This window comes from Luteimonas sp. A482, from assembly GCF_054072655.1.
Map to the genome: position 1 here is coordinate 1,707,953 of NZ_JBSVRO010000001.1, position 14,862 is coordinate 1,722,814.

At 68.3% G+C, this 14,862-nt stretch carries 15 protein-coding genes; 5 read left to right on the plus strand and 10 right to left on the minus strand.

Features of this window, described 5'->3' with window-relative positions; genetic code table 11:
• Positions 1–65 precede the first annotated feature (65 nt).
• The 3 genes from ACW5DW_RS07570 to ACW5DW_RS07580 all read right to left on the minus strand — a co-directional run bounded on the left by ACW5DW_RS07570 (position 66) and on the right by ACW5DW_RS07580 (position 3,976).
• The gene (locus ACW5DW_RS07570; protein ID WP_457018144.1) at positions 66–1,448 is read right to left on the minus strand and encodes a carbohydrate porin; all 1,383 of its coding nucleotides are present in this window, start codon (positions 1,446–1,448) and stop codon (positions 66–68) included.
• Between the two features lie 74 nt (positions 1,449–1,522).
• On the minus strand, positions 1,523–2,281 hold the full coding sequence (locus ACW5DW_RS07575; RefSeq protein WP_457018145.1) for a transporter: 759 nt from the start codon (positions 2,279–2,281) through the stop codon (positions 1,523–1,525).
• Positions 2,282–2,362: 81 nt separating this feature from the next.
• Positions 2,363–3,976, minus strand: a complete 1,614-nt coding sequence (locus tag ACW5DW_RS07580; RefSeq protein WP_457018146.1) for a CoA transferase — start codon at positions 3,974–3,976, stop codon at positions 2,363–2,365.
• 432 nt (positions 3,977–4,408) lie between these two features.
• On the opposite strand from ACW5DW_RS07580, the gene ACW5DW_RS07585 reads away from it, so the two are divergent.
• Positions 4,409–4,759, plus strand: a complete 351-nt coding sequence (locus tag ACW5DW_RS07585; protein WP_457018147.1) for a helix-turn-helix domain-containing protein — start codon at positions 4,409–4,411, stop codon at positions 4,757–4,759.
• Between the two features lie 21 nt (positions 4,760–4,780).
• Here ACW5DW_RS07585 and ACW5DW_RS07590 read toward each other — a convergent pair whose 3' ends face one another.
• The 4 genes from ACW5DW_RS07590 to ACW5DW_RS07605 form a co-directional block, all read right to left on the minus strand.
• Positions 4,781–5,749, minus strand: a complete 969-nt coding sequence (locus tag ACW5DW_RS07590) for a Csu type fimbrial protein (protein WP_457018148.1) — start codon at positions 5,747–5,749, stop codon at positions 4,781–4,783.
• Positions 5,740–8,031 (minus strand): fimbria/pilus outer membrane usher protein, encoded by a 2,292-nt coding sequence (locus tag ACW5DW_RS07595; protein WP_457018149.1) that lies wholly within the window; start codon positions 8,029–8,031, stop codon positions 5,740–5,742. The genes ACW5DW_RS07590 and ACW5DW_RS07595 overlap by 10 nt, the downstream gene beginning before the upstream one ends.
• 88 nt (positions 8,032–8,119) lie before the next feature.
• Positions 8,120–8,872, minus strand: a complete 753-nt coding sequence (locus tag ACW5DW_RS07600; RefSeq protein WP_457018150.1) for a fimbrial biogenesis chaperone — start codon at positions 8,870–8,872, stop codon at positions 8,120–8,122.
• An 84-nt stretch (positions 8,873–8,956) separates the two neighbouring features.
• On the minus strand, positions 8,957–9,448 hold the full coding sequence (locus tag ACW5DW_RS07605) for a Csu type fimbrial protein (protein WP_457018151.1): 492 nt from the start codon (positions 9,446–9,448) through the stop codon (positions 8,957–8,959).
• 502 nt (positions 9,449–9,950) lie between these two features.
• Between ACW5DW_RS07605 and ACW5DW_RS07610 the strand changes: the two genes are divergently transcribed.
• The 4 genes from ACW5DW_RS07610 to ACW5DW_RS07625 all read left to right on the plus strand — a co-directional run bounded on the left by ACW5DW_RS07610 (position 9,951) and on the right by ACW5DW_RS07625 (position 12,668).
• Positions 9,951–10,604 carry a GNAT family N-acetyltransferase gene (locus ACW5DW_RS07610; RefSeq protein ID WP_457018152.1) on the plus strand — a complete coding sequence of 218 codons (654 nt, stop codon included), beginning with the start codon at positions 9,951–9,953 and terminating at the stop codon, positions 10,602–10,604.
• A gap of 137 nt (positions 10,605–10,741) precedes the next feature.
• Positions 10,742–11,809 carry an HDOD domain-containing protein gene (locus ACW5DW_RS07615; protein ID WP_457018153.1) on the plus strand — a complete coding sequence of 356 codons (1,068 nt, stop codon included), beginning with the start codon at positions 10,742–10,744 and terminating at the stop codon, positions 11,807–11,809.
• A 118-nt stretch (positions 11,810–11,927) separates the two neighbouring features.
• Positions 11,928–12,296, plus strand: coding sequence for a YajD family HNH nuclease (locus ACW5DW_RS07620; protein WP_457018154.1), 369 nt, complete (start codon positions 11,928–11,930; stop codon positions 12,294–12,296).
• A gap of 21 nt (positions 12,297–12,317) precedes the next feature.
• Complete coding sequence (locus ACW5DW_RS07625; RefSeq protein WP_457018155.1) at positions 12,318–12,668, plus strand: hypothetical protein; 351 nt, start codon at positions 12,318–12,320, stop codon at positions 12,666–12,668.
• 83 nt (positions 12,669–12,751) lie between these two features.
• Here ACW5DW_RS07625 and ACW5DW_RS07630 read toward each other — a convergent pair whose 3' ends face one another.
• The 3 genes from ACW5DW_RS07630 to ACW5DW_RS07640 all read right to left on the minus strand — a co-directional run bounded on the left by ACW5DW_RS07630 (position 12,752) and on the right by ACW5DW_RS07640 (position 14,798).
• Positions 12,752–13,420, minus strand: coding sequence for a class I SAM-dependent methyltransferase (locus ACW5DW_RS07630; protein ID WP_457018156.1), 669 nt, complete (start codon positions 13,418–13,420; stop codon positions 12,752–12,754).
• A gap of 221 nt (positions 13,421–13,641) precedes the next feature.
• Positions 13,642–13,959 (minus strand): HPF/RaiA family ribosome-associated protein, encoded by a 318-nt coding sequence (locus tag ACW5DW_RS07635; protein WP_457018157.1) that lies wholly within the window; start codon positions 13,957–13,959, stop codon positions 13,642–13,644.
• A 173-nt stretch (positions 13,960–14,132) separates the two neighbouring features.
• The gene (locus ACW5DW_RS07640; protein ID WP_457018158.1) at positions 14,133–14,798 is read right to left on the minus strand and encodes an NAD-dependent epimerase/dehydratase family protein; all 666 of its coding nucleotides are present in this window, start codon (positions 14,796–14,798) and stop codon (positions 14,133–14,135) included.
• Positions 14,799–14,862 lie beyond the last annotated feature (64 nt).

Here is a 14,862-nt window from a genome sequence, read left to right on the forward strand (position 1 = left end):
GCCAGGATCCGGTTCCGGCAGGCCGCGCCGGAACCAGCATCGTCAGCGCCTCCGCCTGCCCGGCATCAGAACGTGAGCCGTCCACGCAGGCTGACCACCCAGACCGCGTCCGCCGTGCTGAGCGCCGGATCGACCTGCACCTGCAGGTCCGGGGTGATGGCGAGGTTGGGGGTGACGTGGAAGCGATAGAACACCTCGGCGGTGTACTGGTTTCGCAACTGCGGATTGGCCGGCTTCAAGCCACCCACGGCCACGCCAAACAGGTCCGAGAAGTGTTCGGTTGGCCGCCAGCCGATGCCGACCGCCGCGTTGCGGTCCACGAACCACCCGTCCGACCAGCCGGCACGGGCGAACCACATCAGGTTCGCGCCGGCCATGTAGTTGGCGTTGAAAACCAGCCCGCGCGCGCGCGGCAGCCCACCTTCCTCGGCTTCCTTGTACCAGGCGGTGAAGTGGATGTTGTTTGCGTCCATCGCCGCGCGCGCGTGGATCGGCGTGCGGGTCCGACCCAGGGAGGTGACGCCGACTTCGAGCATGTAGAACCGCTCGTCCTTCTCGAAGAAATCCCCGATCGTGCTGCCGGTATCACTGCTGTGCACGGTGAATACGCCCGGCTTGATGTACAGCCCACCGGTGGTCGGGTACCAGGCTGCGACTGCGCCGAATCCCCGCAGAGGCGAGGCAATGCTGGGACTGGTCGAGAATGCCTGGGTCAGGAACTGGCGGTTGTCGTCGAAGAACGGATACGCGTTGAGAAAATTGGGCGCGAAGATCTTTCCGATCGTGTACTGGAAGCGGTTGTCGGCCAGGTTCTGGCGGATATAAGCCTGGGTCACGCCCAGGCTGAAATCACCGTAGGTGGCCGCGGTGGGGATCATCGAGCCCGTGGACATGCCTGCGTGCAGCGGCGCCAGGTCGGTGCCGATCGGACGGCGGTCTTCGACAGCCACGTCGAACGACAATGCGTTGGCCTGGCCGCGGTTGAAAAGATCGTAGGAAAAATTGAGTGTCAGCTTGCTGCCCACCGAGTTGTGCTCGTCGACGAGGCTGCGGGAGTAGTTCTGCCACAGCATCATCCACGAGCCGCCGAAGGTCAGGCCGGTGTTTTCGCGCACCTGATTCTTCCATGCGAACCATGATTCCAGGGACGTCGGACTGCGCATCCAACCGGTGGGCTGCGCGGTGTCCTCCTGCAGGTCGCCCTGCACCGACATCGAGGTGTCGAGCAGGTCTGGATAAAGCTCATACGCCGCCTTGTCGCCCAAGGTCAGGTCGAGCGGTGCGGCCGATCCGGCCGTCGGCTCGGCCTGCTGGGCTGCGGCGATGCCGGGCACCAGGATGCACCAGGCCGCGACGGCGAGGACGTGCCGGCGCCGCGCGCGATGCGAAGGCGGTCCGTCGTGCAAGGAGGAGGCCGCGGGATAGCGCGTGTCGCTTTGCGTGGACATCTCATCCTCCCGAAACGTGGGGTGCGAACATCGCAGCGGACGGCGGAAACGTGCCGGGCCGGCGCTGTCGCGGGTCATCTGGGGAACAGCAGGGTGACGGTGAACCGCGCGCCCCACTCGGGGCCGAGCGCGGGCGTTTCGGCGAAGTAGCTGACGCCGAGCTGGTAGCTCACCAGCTGGGTTCCGACGCTCGAGACCTTCGAGTAGAACAGGCTCACCGGCACGGTCCACTGGCTGTCCTTCCAGTCGTAGCTGGACTCCAGGCTCACTGACACCGTGCGCCCCTGGCCGAGCCCGCGCGACAGGAACGGCTGCAGGAACGTCGCGCTGATGTCGTCGCGGCTGCTTTCACCGGCGAACGACCACATGTGGTTGACCAGCGCACCGTAGGTCCAGCCCGTGGAAGACTGCTTCAGCGCGACGGCGGTCGGACCTGCGGCCCACTTCTCGGCGCCGAGGAGGTCGTCGCTGGCGGTCGGCAGGCGCAGCACAGGGCCAACGCCCCAGGTCCAGCCCGAGGCGGTCAGCGCCTCGGGCGAGAAGAACAGGCTCTGCACCACGTCGCCGGTCCCGAACTGGCTCCCGGCGCCGGGGAAAAGGCCCTCCTGGTACACCACCGGGATGATGGTGCGCGAGATCAGGTTCCAGTCCTCACCGATGGACATCGGGATCACCGGCTGCACGTTGAGGAACGTGCGCGAGCCATCGTCGCCAACGCCGATGCCGTCGTGGTAGTTGAACTGCAAGGGCACGCTGGTCAGGCTGGAGATCGGGTTGGAGAGCTGCTGGGCGAGCTGGTCCGCATCCTGTGCGGCAGCATGCGACGGGGCCATGCCCGCTGTCGCCGCGACGGCGAGGGCCAGTATCCCGGTCCGCGCCGCGGGGGGCGGTGCGCATCGGGAGGCGGGCATGGCTCAGCCCTCCCAGCGGGGCAGGTCGCCGCCGCGTACGGCCACCAGCGGCTCGCGCCAGCGCCCGGGCGTCTTCGTCAGCCGGACCTGCGGCACCAGGCGCTCCACGCGCCCGTATGGCGATTGCCCCGCCATGGTTTCCGGCGGGGCCATGCGGTTGTTCGGCCGCGCGGCATCGAAGTCGATACCGGGGAAATGGCCCAGGCTCTGGAACCACATCGCCGCCCGGGAGAGGTTGACGCGCACGTGCCAGCTGCCGCCTTCGGTCGCCTGGCGCCGCAGCGCGGCGAGGATGCCGGCCGCGCCGATGTAACCGGTGATGTAGTCGTTCATCACCAGGGTAGGGGGGAAGCGCGGCACGCCGGTGCCGCCACCCTCGATGATGGTGAAGCCGGTGGTGGATACGCCTTCCATGTCGAACGCGGCGCGGTCTGCCCAGGGACCTTCCCAGCCATAGCCCCGCACCGACAGGTAGACGATGCCCGGCCGTCGCGACGCGACTTCCTCTGCGCCGAAGCCCAGCCGCTCCATCGAGCGGCCCCGGAAGCCCTCGATGAATACGTCCGTTTCGGGCAACAGGCCGGTGAAACGCTGGTGCTGTGCCTGGTTGCGCAGGTCCACCCAGGCCGAGCGCATGCCGACGTTGACATCGATCACCAGTCCCTCGTGCTCGAAGCTCTGGTCGCGGGCGATGTGCAGCACGTCGGCGCCGTACTCGGCCAAGGTGCGTGCCGCGGTCGTGCCGGCGATCACGTGTGTGCACGAGATCACCTTGAGGCCCGACAGCGGGCGGGTCGCCTGGGATGCGAACTCCCTGGGCGGAGCCTCGCCGACCTTGACCAGTTCGATCAGCGGCGTGCCCGCCAGGTACTGGCCCTGCGGATGGGCGAGCCACTCCTCGCGGGTGCGATGCAGCGCGGCCACGGCGTTGTTGGCGGCCAGCGTGTCCTCGAGTTCCTGTCCGTCCCACTTCTTCACCGCGGCGCGGATCGCCGCTGAATCCGGCGGGGTCTTGAGCACGTTGAGCACGCGATCCATCAGATGCGGGTAGATGCCCGTCAGGTTGATGTATCGGTCATCGCGAGTCTCGAATGCCTGGAAGGAAAGCGGATTGTCGAGGCCGAGCGGGGCCTGCAACATCAGGCCGTTGACGCTCGGCTTCCACGCGGTGAGGGAGGCGGGCACCGGGTCGCTCGCCGGGATCATCCCGGCTGCCTGCAGCTTGCCGTGGACCATGCCGATCAATGGATTGACGTTCCATACCGACTGGCGCAGGTCCACGGTCAGGTCCTGGCCTTCGCCGGTGCGATGCCGCCAGATTGCCGCGGCACCCAGCCCGGCCGCCATCGCGGGAATCGCCATGCAGGCGCCTATCCGGAAATGGCTGCGCAGGAGCGGGTCGGAGCCTGTGAACTCGACCCGGCCGCCGGCGTCGGCGGGACTGCCGCCGATGTCGCGCATGAACTCCGCGAACCCTGTGTCGATATCGAAGGTCGTGGATGGCTGAGGCTCGGCCGCGAGGGCATGCAGCGGGAAATGCAGCGCCAACGCGGCGCCGATGGCGGCGCCGGAGCCGGCTTTGAGTAGGGAACGGCGATTCGGATCATGCTGCGACATGAGCTTCTCCTGGAGGCGCGTGCTGAACCGTTGGACGGATGCTGACGGAGCGTCGTCTGGAGCCAATCGCGGAATCTGTGAGCGCGAAGCATTCCTTGCCATCGGCGACCGTGGCCGGAGCCTAGCACCGCATTACGGAGAATAAATAGTAGATAAATGGAACGGGAACCGAGAAGAAGCAGGAAAAAAATGGAACTTGAAGCGGTTTGAAGAAAAAGGCCGGAAAAACAGGCTGAAAACGACAAAAGGAGAACTCGGGGCCCCTGCCGCGCCCTGCTGGGTGAGTATCGCTAACGTCGGCAGCGGAGGCGCCGCCGTTGCTGCCGCTCAGGCGCATCCGCAGCGTTTCTGCACATAATTCAGGTAGAATTCCTGTACATATGCAGTATCGCTGTCTCCTTGCCACTTTTTGAGGGGTGCATATGTATTTCGATGCCGATCCGAATCAGGCAAGCGCGGCGCGAGGCCCAGTTTTCGCAAGCCCAGCTTGCGGTGCAGTTGGGCGTATGTCGGAGCGCGGTGGCGCAGTGGGAGCGGACAGGCGGTACTTCGCCAAGCGTCGATCATCTGGCCAAGGTGGCAATAGTGACGGGCGTGTTGTTCGAGTGGCTCGCCACCGGCAGGGGGGGCAGTCACCCCGAGGGTGTCGAACTGGACAACGCGGCCACGACCACGGATTTCGCGATGGACGAGCTCGAAAGCAGGATATTGGAGGCCGTCCGGCGGTTGACCCGGCGCAAGCGCGAAATGGTGTGTCGCGTCGTCGAACTGATAGCGACCTGAGCGTCGCGCAAGCCGGACCGGTCAGTAGTACAGCGTGGCGATCACCGTATCGGCATATCGCCCAGGCCGGACGTCGGCCTGGGCGGGCACGCGACCGTAGACGGTGACGGTGACGGTGTTCCCGGCGGCGTCGGTGCTGCCGGCCAGGCGGTCGCCAGGCCCCGTGTTGCCCCAGGCCTGGCTGCGGGCCGGATCGCGGTAGAGCTGGTAGACGACGTAGTCGCCGCCACCCTCCATGCGCCGGGTGCCGCCCGCGTAGTGCCGCCCGTTGCCCAGGCCCAGGCTCCAGTGGGTACCGGCCGGGCAGTCGACGCGAAGGGAAGCGCTTTCCTGGGCCAATCCGCCCAGCGTTTCCACCTGTCCGAAGTCCAGGTCGCTGGCGGTGAAGCTGCAGCGGTTCTCGAACCGCGCCTCGACCTCCCGGGTATTGAATCCAACCGTGGTCCCGCCCCGGCAGTCGACGGTCTCCGGGACTGCGGTGGGGCTGGCGAGGAATACCAGGCTGCCGGGCAGGCCGGTCTCCTGGAACTCCGCGAACGCAGGCACCGACTGGCCCGGATGGACCTGGCCATAGATCGGGGCGTGCCCCTCGCTGATGCTGTTGGCCGCCACCTCGAGCTGCAGCTGGTAGGCCGGCGCGGTCGCCACGCCTCCGAGGATGGCCTGCCGCCCCGGATCGGAGTACAGGTCGTACGCGAGATAGCTGCCGTTGTAGTTGGTCATGCGTCGCGGGTTGATGCGTCCCTGGCTGCCCGGGCCGATGAACAGGCACATGCGGAAGTAGTACCGGCGTGCGTACGGGGCCTGGCAGCGATAGGTGACGTAGGTACTGCTCTTCGCGCCGGCCGGGGTAATGCTGCCGAAGTCCATCCAGAAATCCCCGTGGATCCAGCACTGCTGCGCCTGGGCGATGCGTGGCGCGAACGCGAGCAGCACGCACAGCGCCGGAAAGGCGAGGGCGCGCACAAGCCGGCCCGGTGTCAGCGACACGGCAGTTCCCCAAGTTCGACCCAGCCGCGTTGCGGCAGCGCGTCCGGAAGCGTAGCCGTGCACTGGCCGCGCTCAAGTGTGATGCGCAGGCGCGCGCCCCCTGGCGGATCCTCCAGGAAGGCCTGCCCGTCGTAACCGATGGAGGCCACCGGCGTGACCGAGCCGTCGGGGCCGATCAACTCTGCCGGCGAACCCGCGGGGATCGGCCGGCCGTCAGGCCCGCGCAGGGCCAGTTGCACCGCCACCACGCCGCGCATCGGGAAGCGCGCCAGCATGCCGCTGCCGGTGGCGGGAACGGCCTGCATGCGGGTGCGCTCCACACTCACGTCAGCCGGCAGCACCAGCGGATCGATCGACAGGTCGTTGTCTTGCCAGGCATTCAGCGGGGCGACCAACAGCAGCCCGCGCGCATCGGTGCGGCCGACCGGCCGGTTCTCCAGCATCACCGGCACGCCCGCGATGCTGCCGGTGGAAACCAGCGCGAATGCGTCGAAGGCCTGGCGCATCGGGAACAGCCCGCCCCGCATCCACAACAGGCCACCGCTGGCCTCGAAATAGCCCGTGGTGTCGGACGTCCCGTCGCCGCGCCAGACCAGCGCACCGGCATTCCACTGCCCATGCTCGCTTGCACGTCCGATCTCGGCCTGCCCTCCGGCGTTGTCGCCGGTGCCGGCCTGCGCCCGCCAGCCCCAGCCGCCGGCCTCGACCGGCAGCGCGCGGCGCGCGCCCACGACCAGGCCGTGCCCGGAATCGCGGCGCTGGGCGCTGGCCCAAGCCTGGCGATCGTCGTCCAGCAGCAGGCTCAGGTGGAGGAGGGCGACAGTGCCAGTGCCGCCGTCGAGGTCGCGGCTCAGGCTGAGGCCCAGGTGGGCGCGTCGATGCAGTCGCTGCGATGCGCTCAGCGTGGCGTAGCGGGCGCGCGTCTCGCCGGGTAGGTCCTGCCGCACGTAGCCGGCGCCGACCTGGCTGTTACCCAGGTTGAGGCCGAGGTAGGCGCGATCACTGCGCAGCGGCAGCAAGCTGCCTTCCACGCTTGCCACGTCGTGGAAGTCGTCATCGCGGCGCAGGGTGGACGCGCTGACGCTGAAGCGCCGACTCTGCCATTCGTAGCCCAGGCCGTAGCGGGTTCCGTCGTCCGCGTAGGCGTGCTGGCTGCGCGCCCACGAGGCGCTCAACACGCCGCCGGCGTGGCCGAGCCGCAGCATCGCGCCGACGCCGCCCATCCGCAGGCCGCGGGTGGCTTCCGCATGCGCCTCCACGGTCAGGAAATCGCGCACCCCGTGGCGCAGGCTGCCCCGTCCCATTGCGTCGCTGGCGTAGGAGAAGGAGTCCGACCCGTAGCCGCGGCGCAAGGCACCGGCTTCCAGCGACCAGTCCGACAGTCCGCGCTGCAGCAGGTGGCGTGCGTTGTAGATCGAGAAGTCCACCACCCGGCTCTGCCCGGTGATGTCGGTCACCACCACCTGTGCATTGCCCACGCCGCCAAGCACCGGCGCGCTGTCGATCTGGAAACGCCCGGGCATCACCGCCTGTCGGGCCTGGCGGATGCCGTCGATATACAAGTCCACCGTCGAGGGCAGGACCGCCTCGCCCGCGTACGAGGCCAGCGGCACGGTCACGCGGTAGGGCTGCAGGCCGAAGTTGCGCGACACCCGCACGCCGCCGAAGCGCACGCTGCGGGTCCAGTCCGGCCCGCTGCCCCAGGTATCGCCCACCACCACACTGATCATGCGCTCGGGAAAATCCAGCTGCCACGACGTGTCGAGCCGCACCGCATCGCTGCGGTCATCGCCCTCGCCGTGGTGGGACGACAGCAGGCTGCTGCTGCGCCACACGCCGGGGCCCACGCCGAACAGCCGCAGCTCCTGCCAGGTGCTGACGCTGCGGTGGCCATCGTTGCCCTGCGCCCAGAGGCTGTAGTTCAGCAGTAGCCCCGGCGCACGGGTGGCAGGATCCAGCCGCGGCGCGGGGGGCGCGCGGTAGCCGATGGCCACCGGCGGCGCGACCAGCATCGACACCGGCACGTCGAGGTACACGCGCTGTTGCGCCGCGTCGTAACGGCTGCGCACACCCGGCAGCGCGTCCAGCGCCACCAGCGCGTCGGTGCCGTCTTCCCCTGGCCAGGTCAGCCCGAGTTCGCGCAGCGTGCGCGGGGTGGCGTGCAGCTTCCCGCGCACGAGCACGAACCAGCCCAATCGATGCAGCGGCACGTGGTTGAGCACCACGTCCAGGAACAAGCCCTGATCGTCGAGGCGGTCCGCAGCGCCTTGCGCACCGGCCATCCCGGCAACTCTCTCCTTGCGGGCCGCGGCGGCCGACGGCGTGTCGGCCTGCGCCCATGCATCAAAGGCAGCACATGCCGGAACGAGACTAAGGGCCAACGCGGTCCAGCGGAACCGGCCGTGCTTCCCTGTCGTCATTGAAACGCGCCTTCAATGTCTGGCCTGCTGAAAGGGGAGCGGCAAGGCCGAGCGGGAACGACATCTGCTGGCCCGGAAGGACATAGCCGACCAGGCCCGGCACCACCGGCTGCTCCGCGTTGCCGCCGGACTGCAGGCCCAGCGCGCCGATGCGCAGGTGCCGCGGACCGGAGTTGCGCACCCGCAGCGCGCTACCGCCATCGGCGCCCTGGACCAGCTGTGCGCTGATCCCCGACAGATCGGAAGGCACCGGCGCCGGGCGGGTACCGTCCGAGGACGGCGCGGCCTTCGCGGGCGCCGCGGTCGTGGCGACGAACACCGGGATCGAATAGCGCAGCAGCACCTGCAGCCCTGCGCGGCCATCTTCCTGGCGCGCATTGCGCGGCAATTCGTCGACCAGCACGCGGTAGCTCAGCTCCTGCGCCGGCGCGCGGGCCTGGTTGCGGACGAGCCGCACGATCTGGCGCTGGCCGGGCGCGATCTCGACGATCGCGGGCGTCGCCACCATGTCGTCGGCCGCTTCCAGCCAGTCCTCCCCGTCCCGCTGGTACCAGCGCTGCACGCGCACCTGCGCCTCCAGCGGCTCCGTGCCCGCGTTGGTCAGGTACATGGCCTCGGCCTGCGCGGTGGGATCGATGCGGATGCGAACCGGCGAGACCTGCAACGACGAGGCCTGCGCCGTGCCGGCGGCGACGGTCGCCATCAGCGCCAGGAGCGCGCATGCGAACGCCCGGCCACGCCGGACGTGGCCGATGGAATGCTTTCCGTACATGACGTGTTTTCCCTGTCAGAAGATGAGGGTGGCGGTGACCGTGTCGGAGTAGGTACCCGGCGGCTCGTTGCCGGTCAGGGTGGCGCGGGCATGCACCTGATGCTGGGTGGCCTGCCCGGCGGCCAGACCCTGCCCGACGCCGGTCACCCAGCTGCCTTCCTCATTGCCCCAGGCGCTGGCATGGCCGGCGTCCGACGAGAGGGTGTAGGGGATCAGGTCCGGATCGGAGGCCATGTTGCGGACGTCGGTCCAGTTCCTTCCCTGGTCCAGGCCCACGGCGTAGTCGGTCCCGGTACTGCATCGCACCTGGATGCTGCCCGTCGTCGCCGGTGAGCCAGCCATCGGGGACACGGTGCCGAAGCTGATGTCGGAGGCCGCGTCCAGCAGGCACACCCTGGTGACATCGATAGTGACGTTGAAGGCCTGGGTGGGCGCCTCCGTGGTCTGTGCGGAAGCATGGAACATCAGGGCCGCAAGCGGAATGGCCAACAGACGGTGTGCGCGCATGACATTGCTCCTTCAACGTTGGACGAACACGGGATCGACGCGGGGGAAGCATCCTTTCGTTCCGCCCGTCGAATGCCAGTCCGGCCTTGCGCGGGCACCACGCGACCGACGGAGGCATCGGTCGCGCAGCCATTGCGACATACTGCCACCCGCTATTGTTAATACGGAATCAAGGTTGCATTAAGGCGCCGGTAAATAACCAGCCGCTTGTCGGCGCGGCGCCGTTCCCTTTCCAGAATCAGAATCCGGACCCGGGTTGAAGGTATCCCCTCAGGGCTGGGTGTTCTTGTAAATCACCCCGTGTGGTCTCCTGAGGGTGGTTGTCGCGCATGGCATCCGCAGTGCGGGGCCATGGACTGCCAGATGCGATTGGCGCGATGGGCGGACGCTTCGTCAGGCGGCGCGGGCTTAGCTCCGGATATCCAGCAATCCACAGTTGGCCCGCGAACAGCGACGGACCTGACGCCGACGCCCAGGAACGGGCACCGGGTATGGTGCAGCAATGGATCTGAGCCCTCAGCCTGTGATCAGACCGCTCCAGCAAGAGTCGCTTGCTGAGGCGGCCCGACTGCTGGCCAGCAGCATGCGCGACAACCCGCTGCACCAACGGGTGTTCGCGAGCGATGACGCGCGGCTCGAGCCACTGCTCGCGACGGCCTTTGTCCGCCTGCTGCGCCGACAGATGCGGGCCGGCCACGTGCTGGGCGCATACGAGTGCGATGTGCTGGTCGGTGTCGCGGCGGTGGTACCGCCCGGCCATTGCCAGCCAGACCTGCAGGAGAAGCTTGCGATGCTGTCGATCCTCGCCCGCGGACGGGCGCTGCGGCGCCTGCCGCGGATCGGGCATTGGCTGCGGACCTGGCGGCGGCACGATCCGCCGTACGCTCACTGGCATCTGGGCCCGGCGGCGGTCGATCGCACGCGCCAGGGGCAGGGAATCGGAAGCCGGCTGATGGTGGCGATCTGCGACCAGCTCGATCGGAACCAGGGCATTGGCTACCTTGAGACCGACAAGCCCGCGAATGTGCGGCTCTATCGCCGGGGCGGCTTCGAGGTGATCGCCGAGCAGTCGGTACTCGGGGTGACCAACTGGTTCATGCAGCGGCACCCCGTGGGCACCGACTCAGGTTCGCTTGTCTCGGAGCGGGGGCGGTAAGCCGGGGCAACGCCACCTCGCCGCGCATGGGGAGAGTAGCGGTGATGCACCTGTCGCCGGTCACGCTGTCCGACGCCATACCCTCTCACCATGCTTGAATACGCCACGCGGCCGGGCGGGGAACCCGGCGACTCCGGATGACAACGATCGTGCCGACCTTGTGGATAGCAGTCTTTGCTGCGGTGCTGGTGCTGGGCGCCAGTGGCTGGATGCTCGCGCGCCGGCGTCGCGGCGGTACGGCGGGATCGGTGCGATCCGCGCCTGACGCGATGGTGCCACGCGCGGCGCGCAACGAGGCCGCGCCTCGACCGGCCGACGGAGCGGCATCGAACAGCGATGCCGTGCCGCTGGTGGATACGTTCGCGCTCGAGCCGGAGCGGGTGATCCTGCAACGGCTGTGTGGACGCGCGTACGCGGATGCGACAGCTGCGCCAGGTGCCATGCCGGCTGCGGCGCAAGCGGCTGCCGAGGCTGCCGCGGTCGAGGTGCTCGCGCGCATCGACGCGCATCCGCGCTACACGCCGCGCCGCCCGCAGCTGTTGCCGCAGCTGACCCGTGCCATCAACGATCCTGCCGCCAGCGCCCAGTCCATCGCCGCGATCCTGGGGCAGGACCCTGCGCTGGCCGGCAACCTGCTGCGCATCGCCAACAGCGCGCTGTATCGCCGCCGGGGTGCGCCGATCGAGCACCTGGAGCGGGCGGTGGCGCTGCTCGGCACCGAGGGCTTGCGCCAGACTGTGATGGCGGCCCTGCTGCAGCCGGTGATCACCGACGATGGCAGCGTCTTCGGGCGGTGTGCGGCACTGCTGTGGGACCACACCCTGCTGTCGGCGAACATCGCCACGCGCCCGGCGCAAGGCGCGACGCGCGATGACCTGCATGCGACGCAGCTGCTGGCGCTGCTCTATGGACTGGGGTCGGTGGTGGTGGTGCAGGTGCTGCGCGACACCTGGGGCAAGCGCGGCAAGGGCGGTCCGGACCCGGACGCGCTGGTGTCGCTGATTGACACCTGGTCGGTGCGCTGCGCGCGCTCGATTTCGGTGGACTGGGGGCTGTCGGTGCGGGTGCAGCGCGCACTGGAAGAACTGGCCGGCGGTACCGATGGGGAGGCCCTGGGCGATCTCGGCCGGTCGCTGCGCAGCAGCCGCGCGCAGGCCGCCGCGGAGATGTCGGGCGTCCCCGGCGCGGAACCGGTCGGGTCGTAGCGGTCGTTGATACAGAAGACGCAGCGTCCGCCATCGAGCGGTCTGGTCAACGCGGGAAGCAGGGGGCGGGGGCGCCGGTGCTACCCTTTCCCCGCCGTTCCCATCGAACTCCGCGACCATGTCCACGCCCGACAACGCCAGACTTGACCGCATCGTGGCCGAGGCCCGTCGCAGCGCCGAGCAGCGCGCCAAGGGCTACCGCGAGCGCGCCCTCAAGATGTACCCGTGGACCTGCGGCCGCTGCGCGCGCGATTTCACCCGCGCCAACCTGCAGGAGTTGACGGTCCACCACCGCAACCACAACCACGACGACAATCCGCCCGACGGCAGCAACTGGGAGCTGCTGTGCGTGTACTGCCACGACAACGAGCATTCGCGCCAGGTCGACCACACCGGGGTCAGTGCACTGGCTGCGGAGGACGCGCCTGTAACGGCCAAGGCCAATCCGTTCGCCGACCTGAAGTCGCTGCTTGACCGCAAGAGCTGAGTCGCCCCGGTGACGGCAGTTTTGCCGATCCTCGAGTTTGCCAACGCCAGCTTCCTGGAAGGGCGTAACACGACGGTGCGCCGGGGAGCGCGCTGGTACGGCGTACCCGCTGCCCGGCTGCGGCTCAAGGACGGCAGCCTGTCGCCGCCGGTTGCGCTGGAGACCGAACTGCGTGTGCTGCGTGATATCGACGAGGACGCGCTGCGGTTCGAACACGACCCCGCGTGCCGCACCCCGCAGGGCCTGTTCGCCGAACTCGGGCTCCACTACCGCAGAATCAGCGAAGACGAGACGATGACCCTCTGTCACTTCCGTCGGGAGGCATCAGGCACAACAAGTCTCATGCGGCCCGGAGTGGCGGGCCATGAGTAGGCGGCGGACGCGGAACCCCGACACATGCACGGCAATGCCGCGTCGTCCTGCCCTGATGCCACCGCCGCGTCGTTGGCGTGTGCTCACCCGTCGCGAGCGGGCGCCTGGTGTCGATAGTGCAACAGGCGTCCGCGCGAGGACTGGTCCGCGTCGTCCATCGCACAGCGCGATTCGCTGACCTCGAACCCCTGCGCCGCCAGCAGTCTGGTGAAGCCGCTGCTGTGGCCGCGACCGGGATCGGTGATCAGTATTTCGCCGTCCGGGCGCACATGGCGCTCGACCACGCCCGCGAGCAGTTCGGCATGGCCGCGTTCGTACAGCACGTCGCTGGCGATGAGCATGTCGAACTCGCCCAGCGCGGGCAGCGGCTGTCCCCAGCGCAGTTGCCGGTAATGCAGGGCGGGCAGGGCGTTGAGCGCGGCGTTGTAGGCCAGGAAGGGTTCGGCCAAGGGGTGCATGTCCGAAGCCACCACGTCGGCGCCGCGTCGCTGCAGCACCAGGCTCGCCAGGCCAATGCCGCAGCCGATTTCCAGCACGCGCTTGCCAGTGATGTCGGCGCGGTCCATCGCCTGGGCCAGCAGGCGTCCTGATGGCCACAGCTGCCCGAACAGGCTCCACTGCGCCGACGAGATGCCCAGGCGCGCGCCATGGCCGTCGGGATCGGCGAACTGCTGGCGGTCGCTGAGAACGCGCAGCCTGTAGGCATGGCCCCCGACCAGTACGGTGAGATTGCGGGTGCTGAAACCGGGCATGAGCTCCCCCGTAAAGCGCCGCCCGGCAAGCCGGACGATGACGCATGGAAGGGAGCGAGGGGGGCGACGGGCGCCGCCCGGAACGCGCGAAGCGGGCGCATGCCCGCATTGCCATGCTAGTCGAAACAGCAGGGGGACATGCGAAGGCCTGAACGGGTTGCCGTATGCCTGGATCTTGGACGCAGAGTCCTGGACGCCCTGGTCACTGGGCCGGTCGCCGCTCAGTACCCGCGCTGCTTCTCGATGCGAGTGTCAAGCACGGTCTTGAGCTTGTCGCATGCGCCGCGAATCGCTTTTTCCATGTTCTCGTCCTCATGGCTGACGCCCAGCGGGTCATCGTTCTCCAATCGGGCTTCCAGGGCGCAACGCTTGTCGTTCGGCCCACCCTTGGTGGAGTTGGTGTCCGACAGGTAGACCTCGATCCGGCTCAGGCGGGAGGAGAAGCGACCCAACGACTGCTCCAGCATGGCAGTGACACGTGATTCCAGCGCGTCGGTGCCGTCGATGTGGTTGTCGGTGTTCAACTGGATATTCAACATTCGGACTCCTCCATTCACTTGCGATGAGCCCCAGCGTATCCCAGGCGGCCGCTGTTGCTGCGTGAAGCGGGGACGGAAGATGTGTTTGATCCCGCCACAAAGTTAGCCTTGTGGCGGGGTGCGTTAAAACCGTCCGGCCGATTTGAACGCGGAGCCTCGGCGACCAGGCGTTGTCAGCGGGCGCCATCCGCGGCGCTTTCGCCAAGCTGGTTGATCGCATCGTTCTCTACCACCCGTGGCGGCGAAGTCATGCCCGCGAGCGCGAGCATCGCCCGGCCGACATGCGCGGTGCTGGTGATCATCCGCGGCATCATCCGCACACCCCATCCCATGACGGGTGCGGCGAGGGTGTAGAACGGCCGCATCCAGGCGTGGGGGCTGCGTTCGCCGTGTGCGGGCTGGATGCCGCCGGGACGCAGCATCACCGTGGTGATGGGCAGCGCAGCCAGCGCGGACTCGGTTTCGCCCTTCACACGCATCGGCATGAAGCGGCTGGCGGGGTCGGCGTGCGCGCCGGAGATGTAGATCAGGCGCGACCGGGGATTGCGTTCGGCAAATGCGCGGGCCACGTGCAGGGTGAGGTCGTGGGTGACGTGCCGGTAGCGATCCTCCGGCGTGCCCAGTGGTGGCGCGCCGGCACAGTAGAAGCAGGCGTCGAACGGCGCGAGGCGATCGAGTACGGCAGCGAGGTCGTCGAACCGTTCCACCACCAGGTCTTCCACGCGTGGATCGGGGTGCCGGACCGCGCGGCGTCCCAGCACCGTCACCTGCGACACGTCCGGATGCGCGAGCGTTTCCAGCAGCACGCCCTGTCCAACCAGTCCGGTCGCGCCAGTCATCAGGATGCGCATACGAGCCTCGAATGGAGCAGGTGCGTTGGAGTCTAGCGCTCGGGCTGTGTGC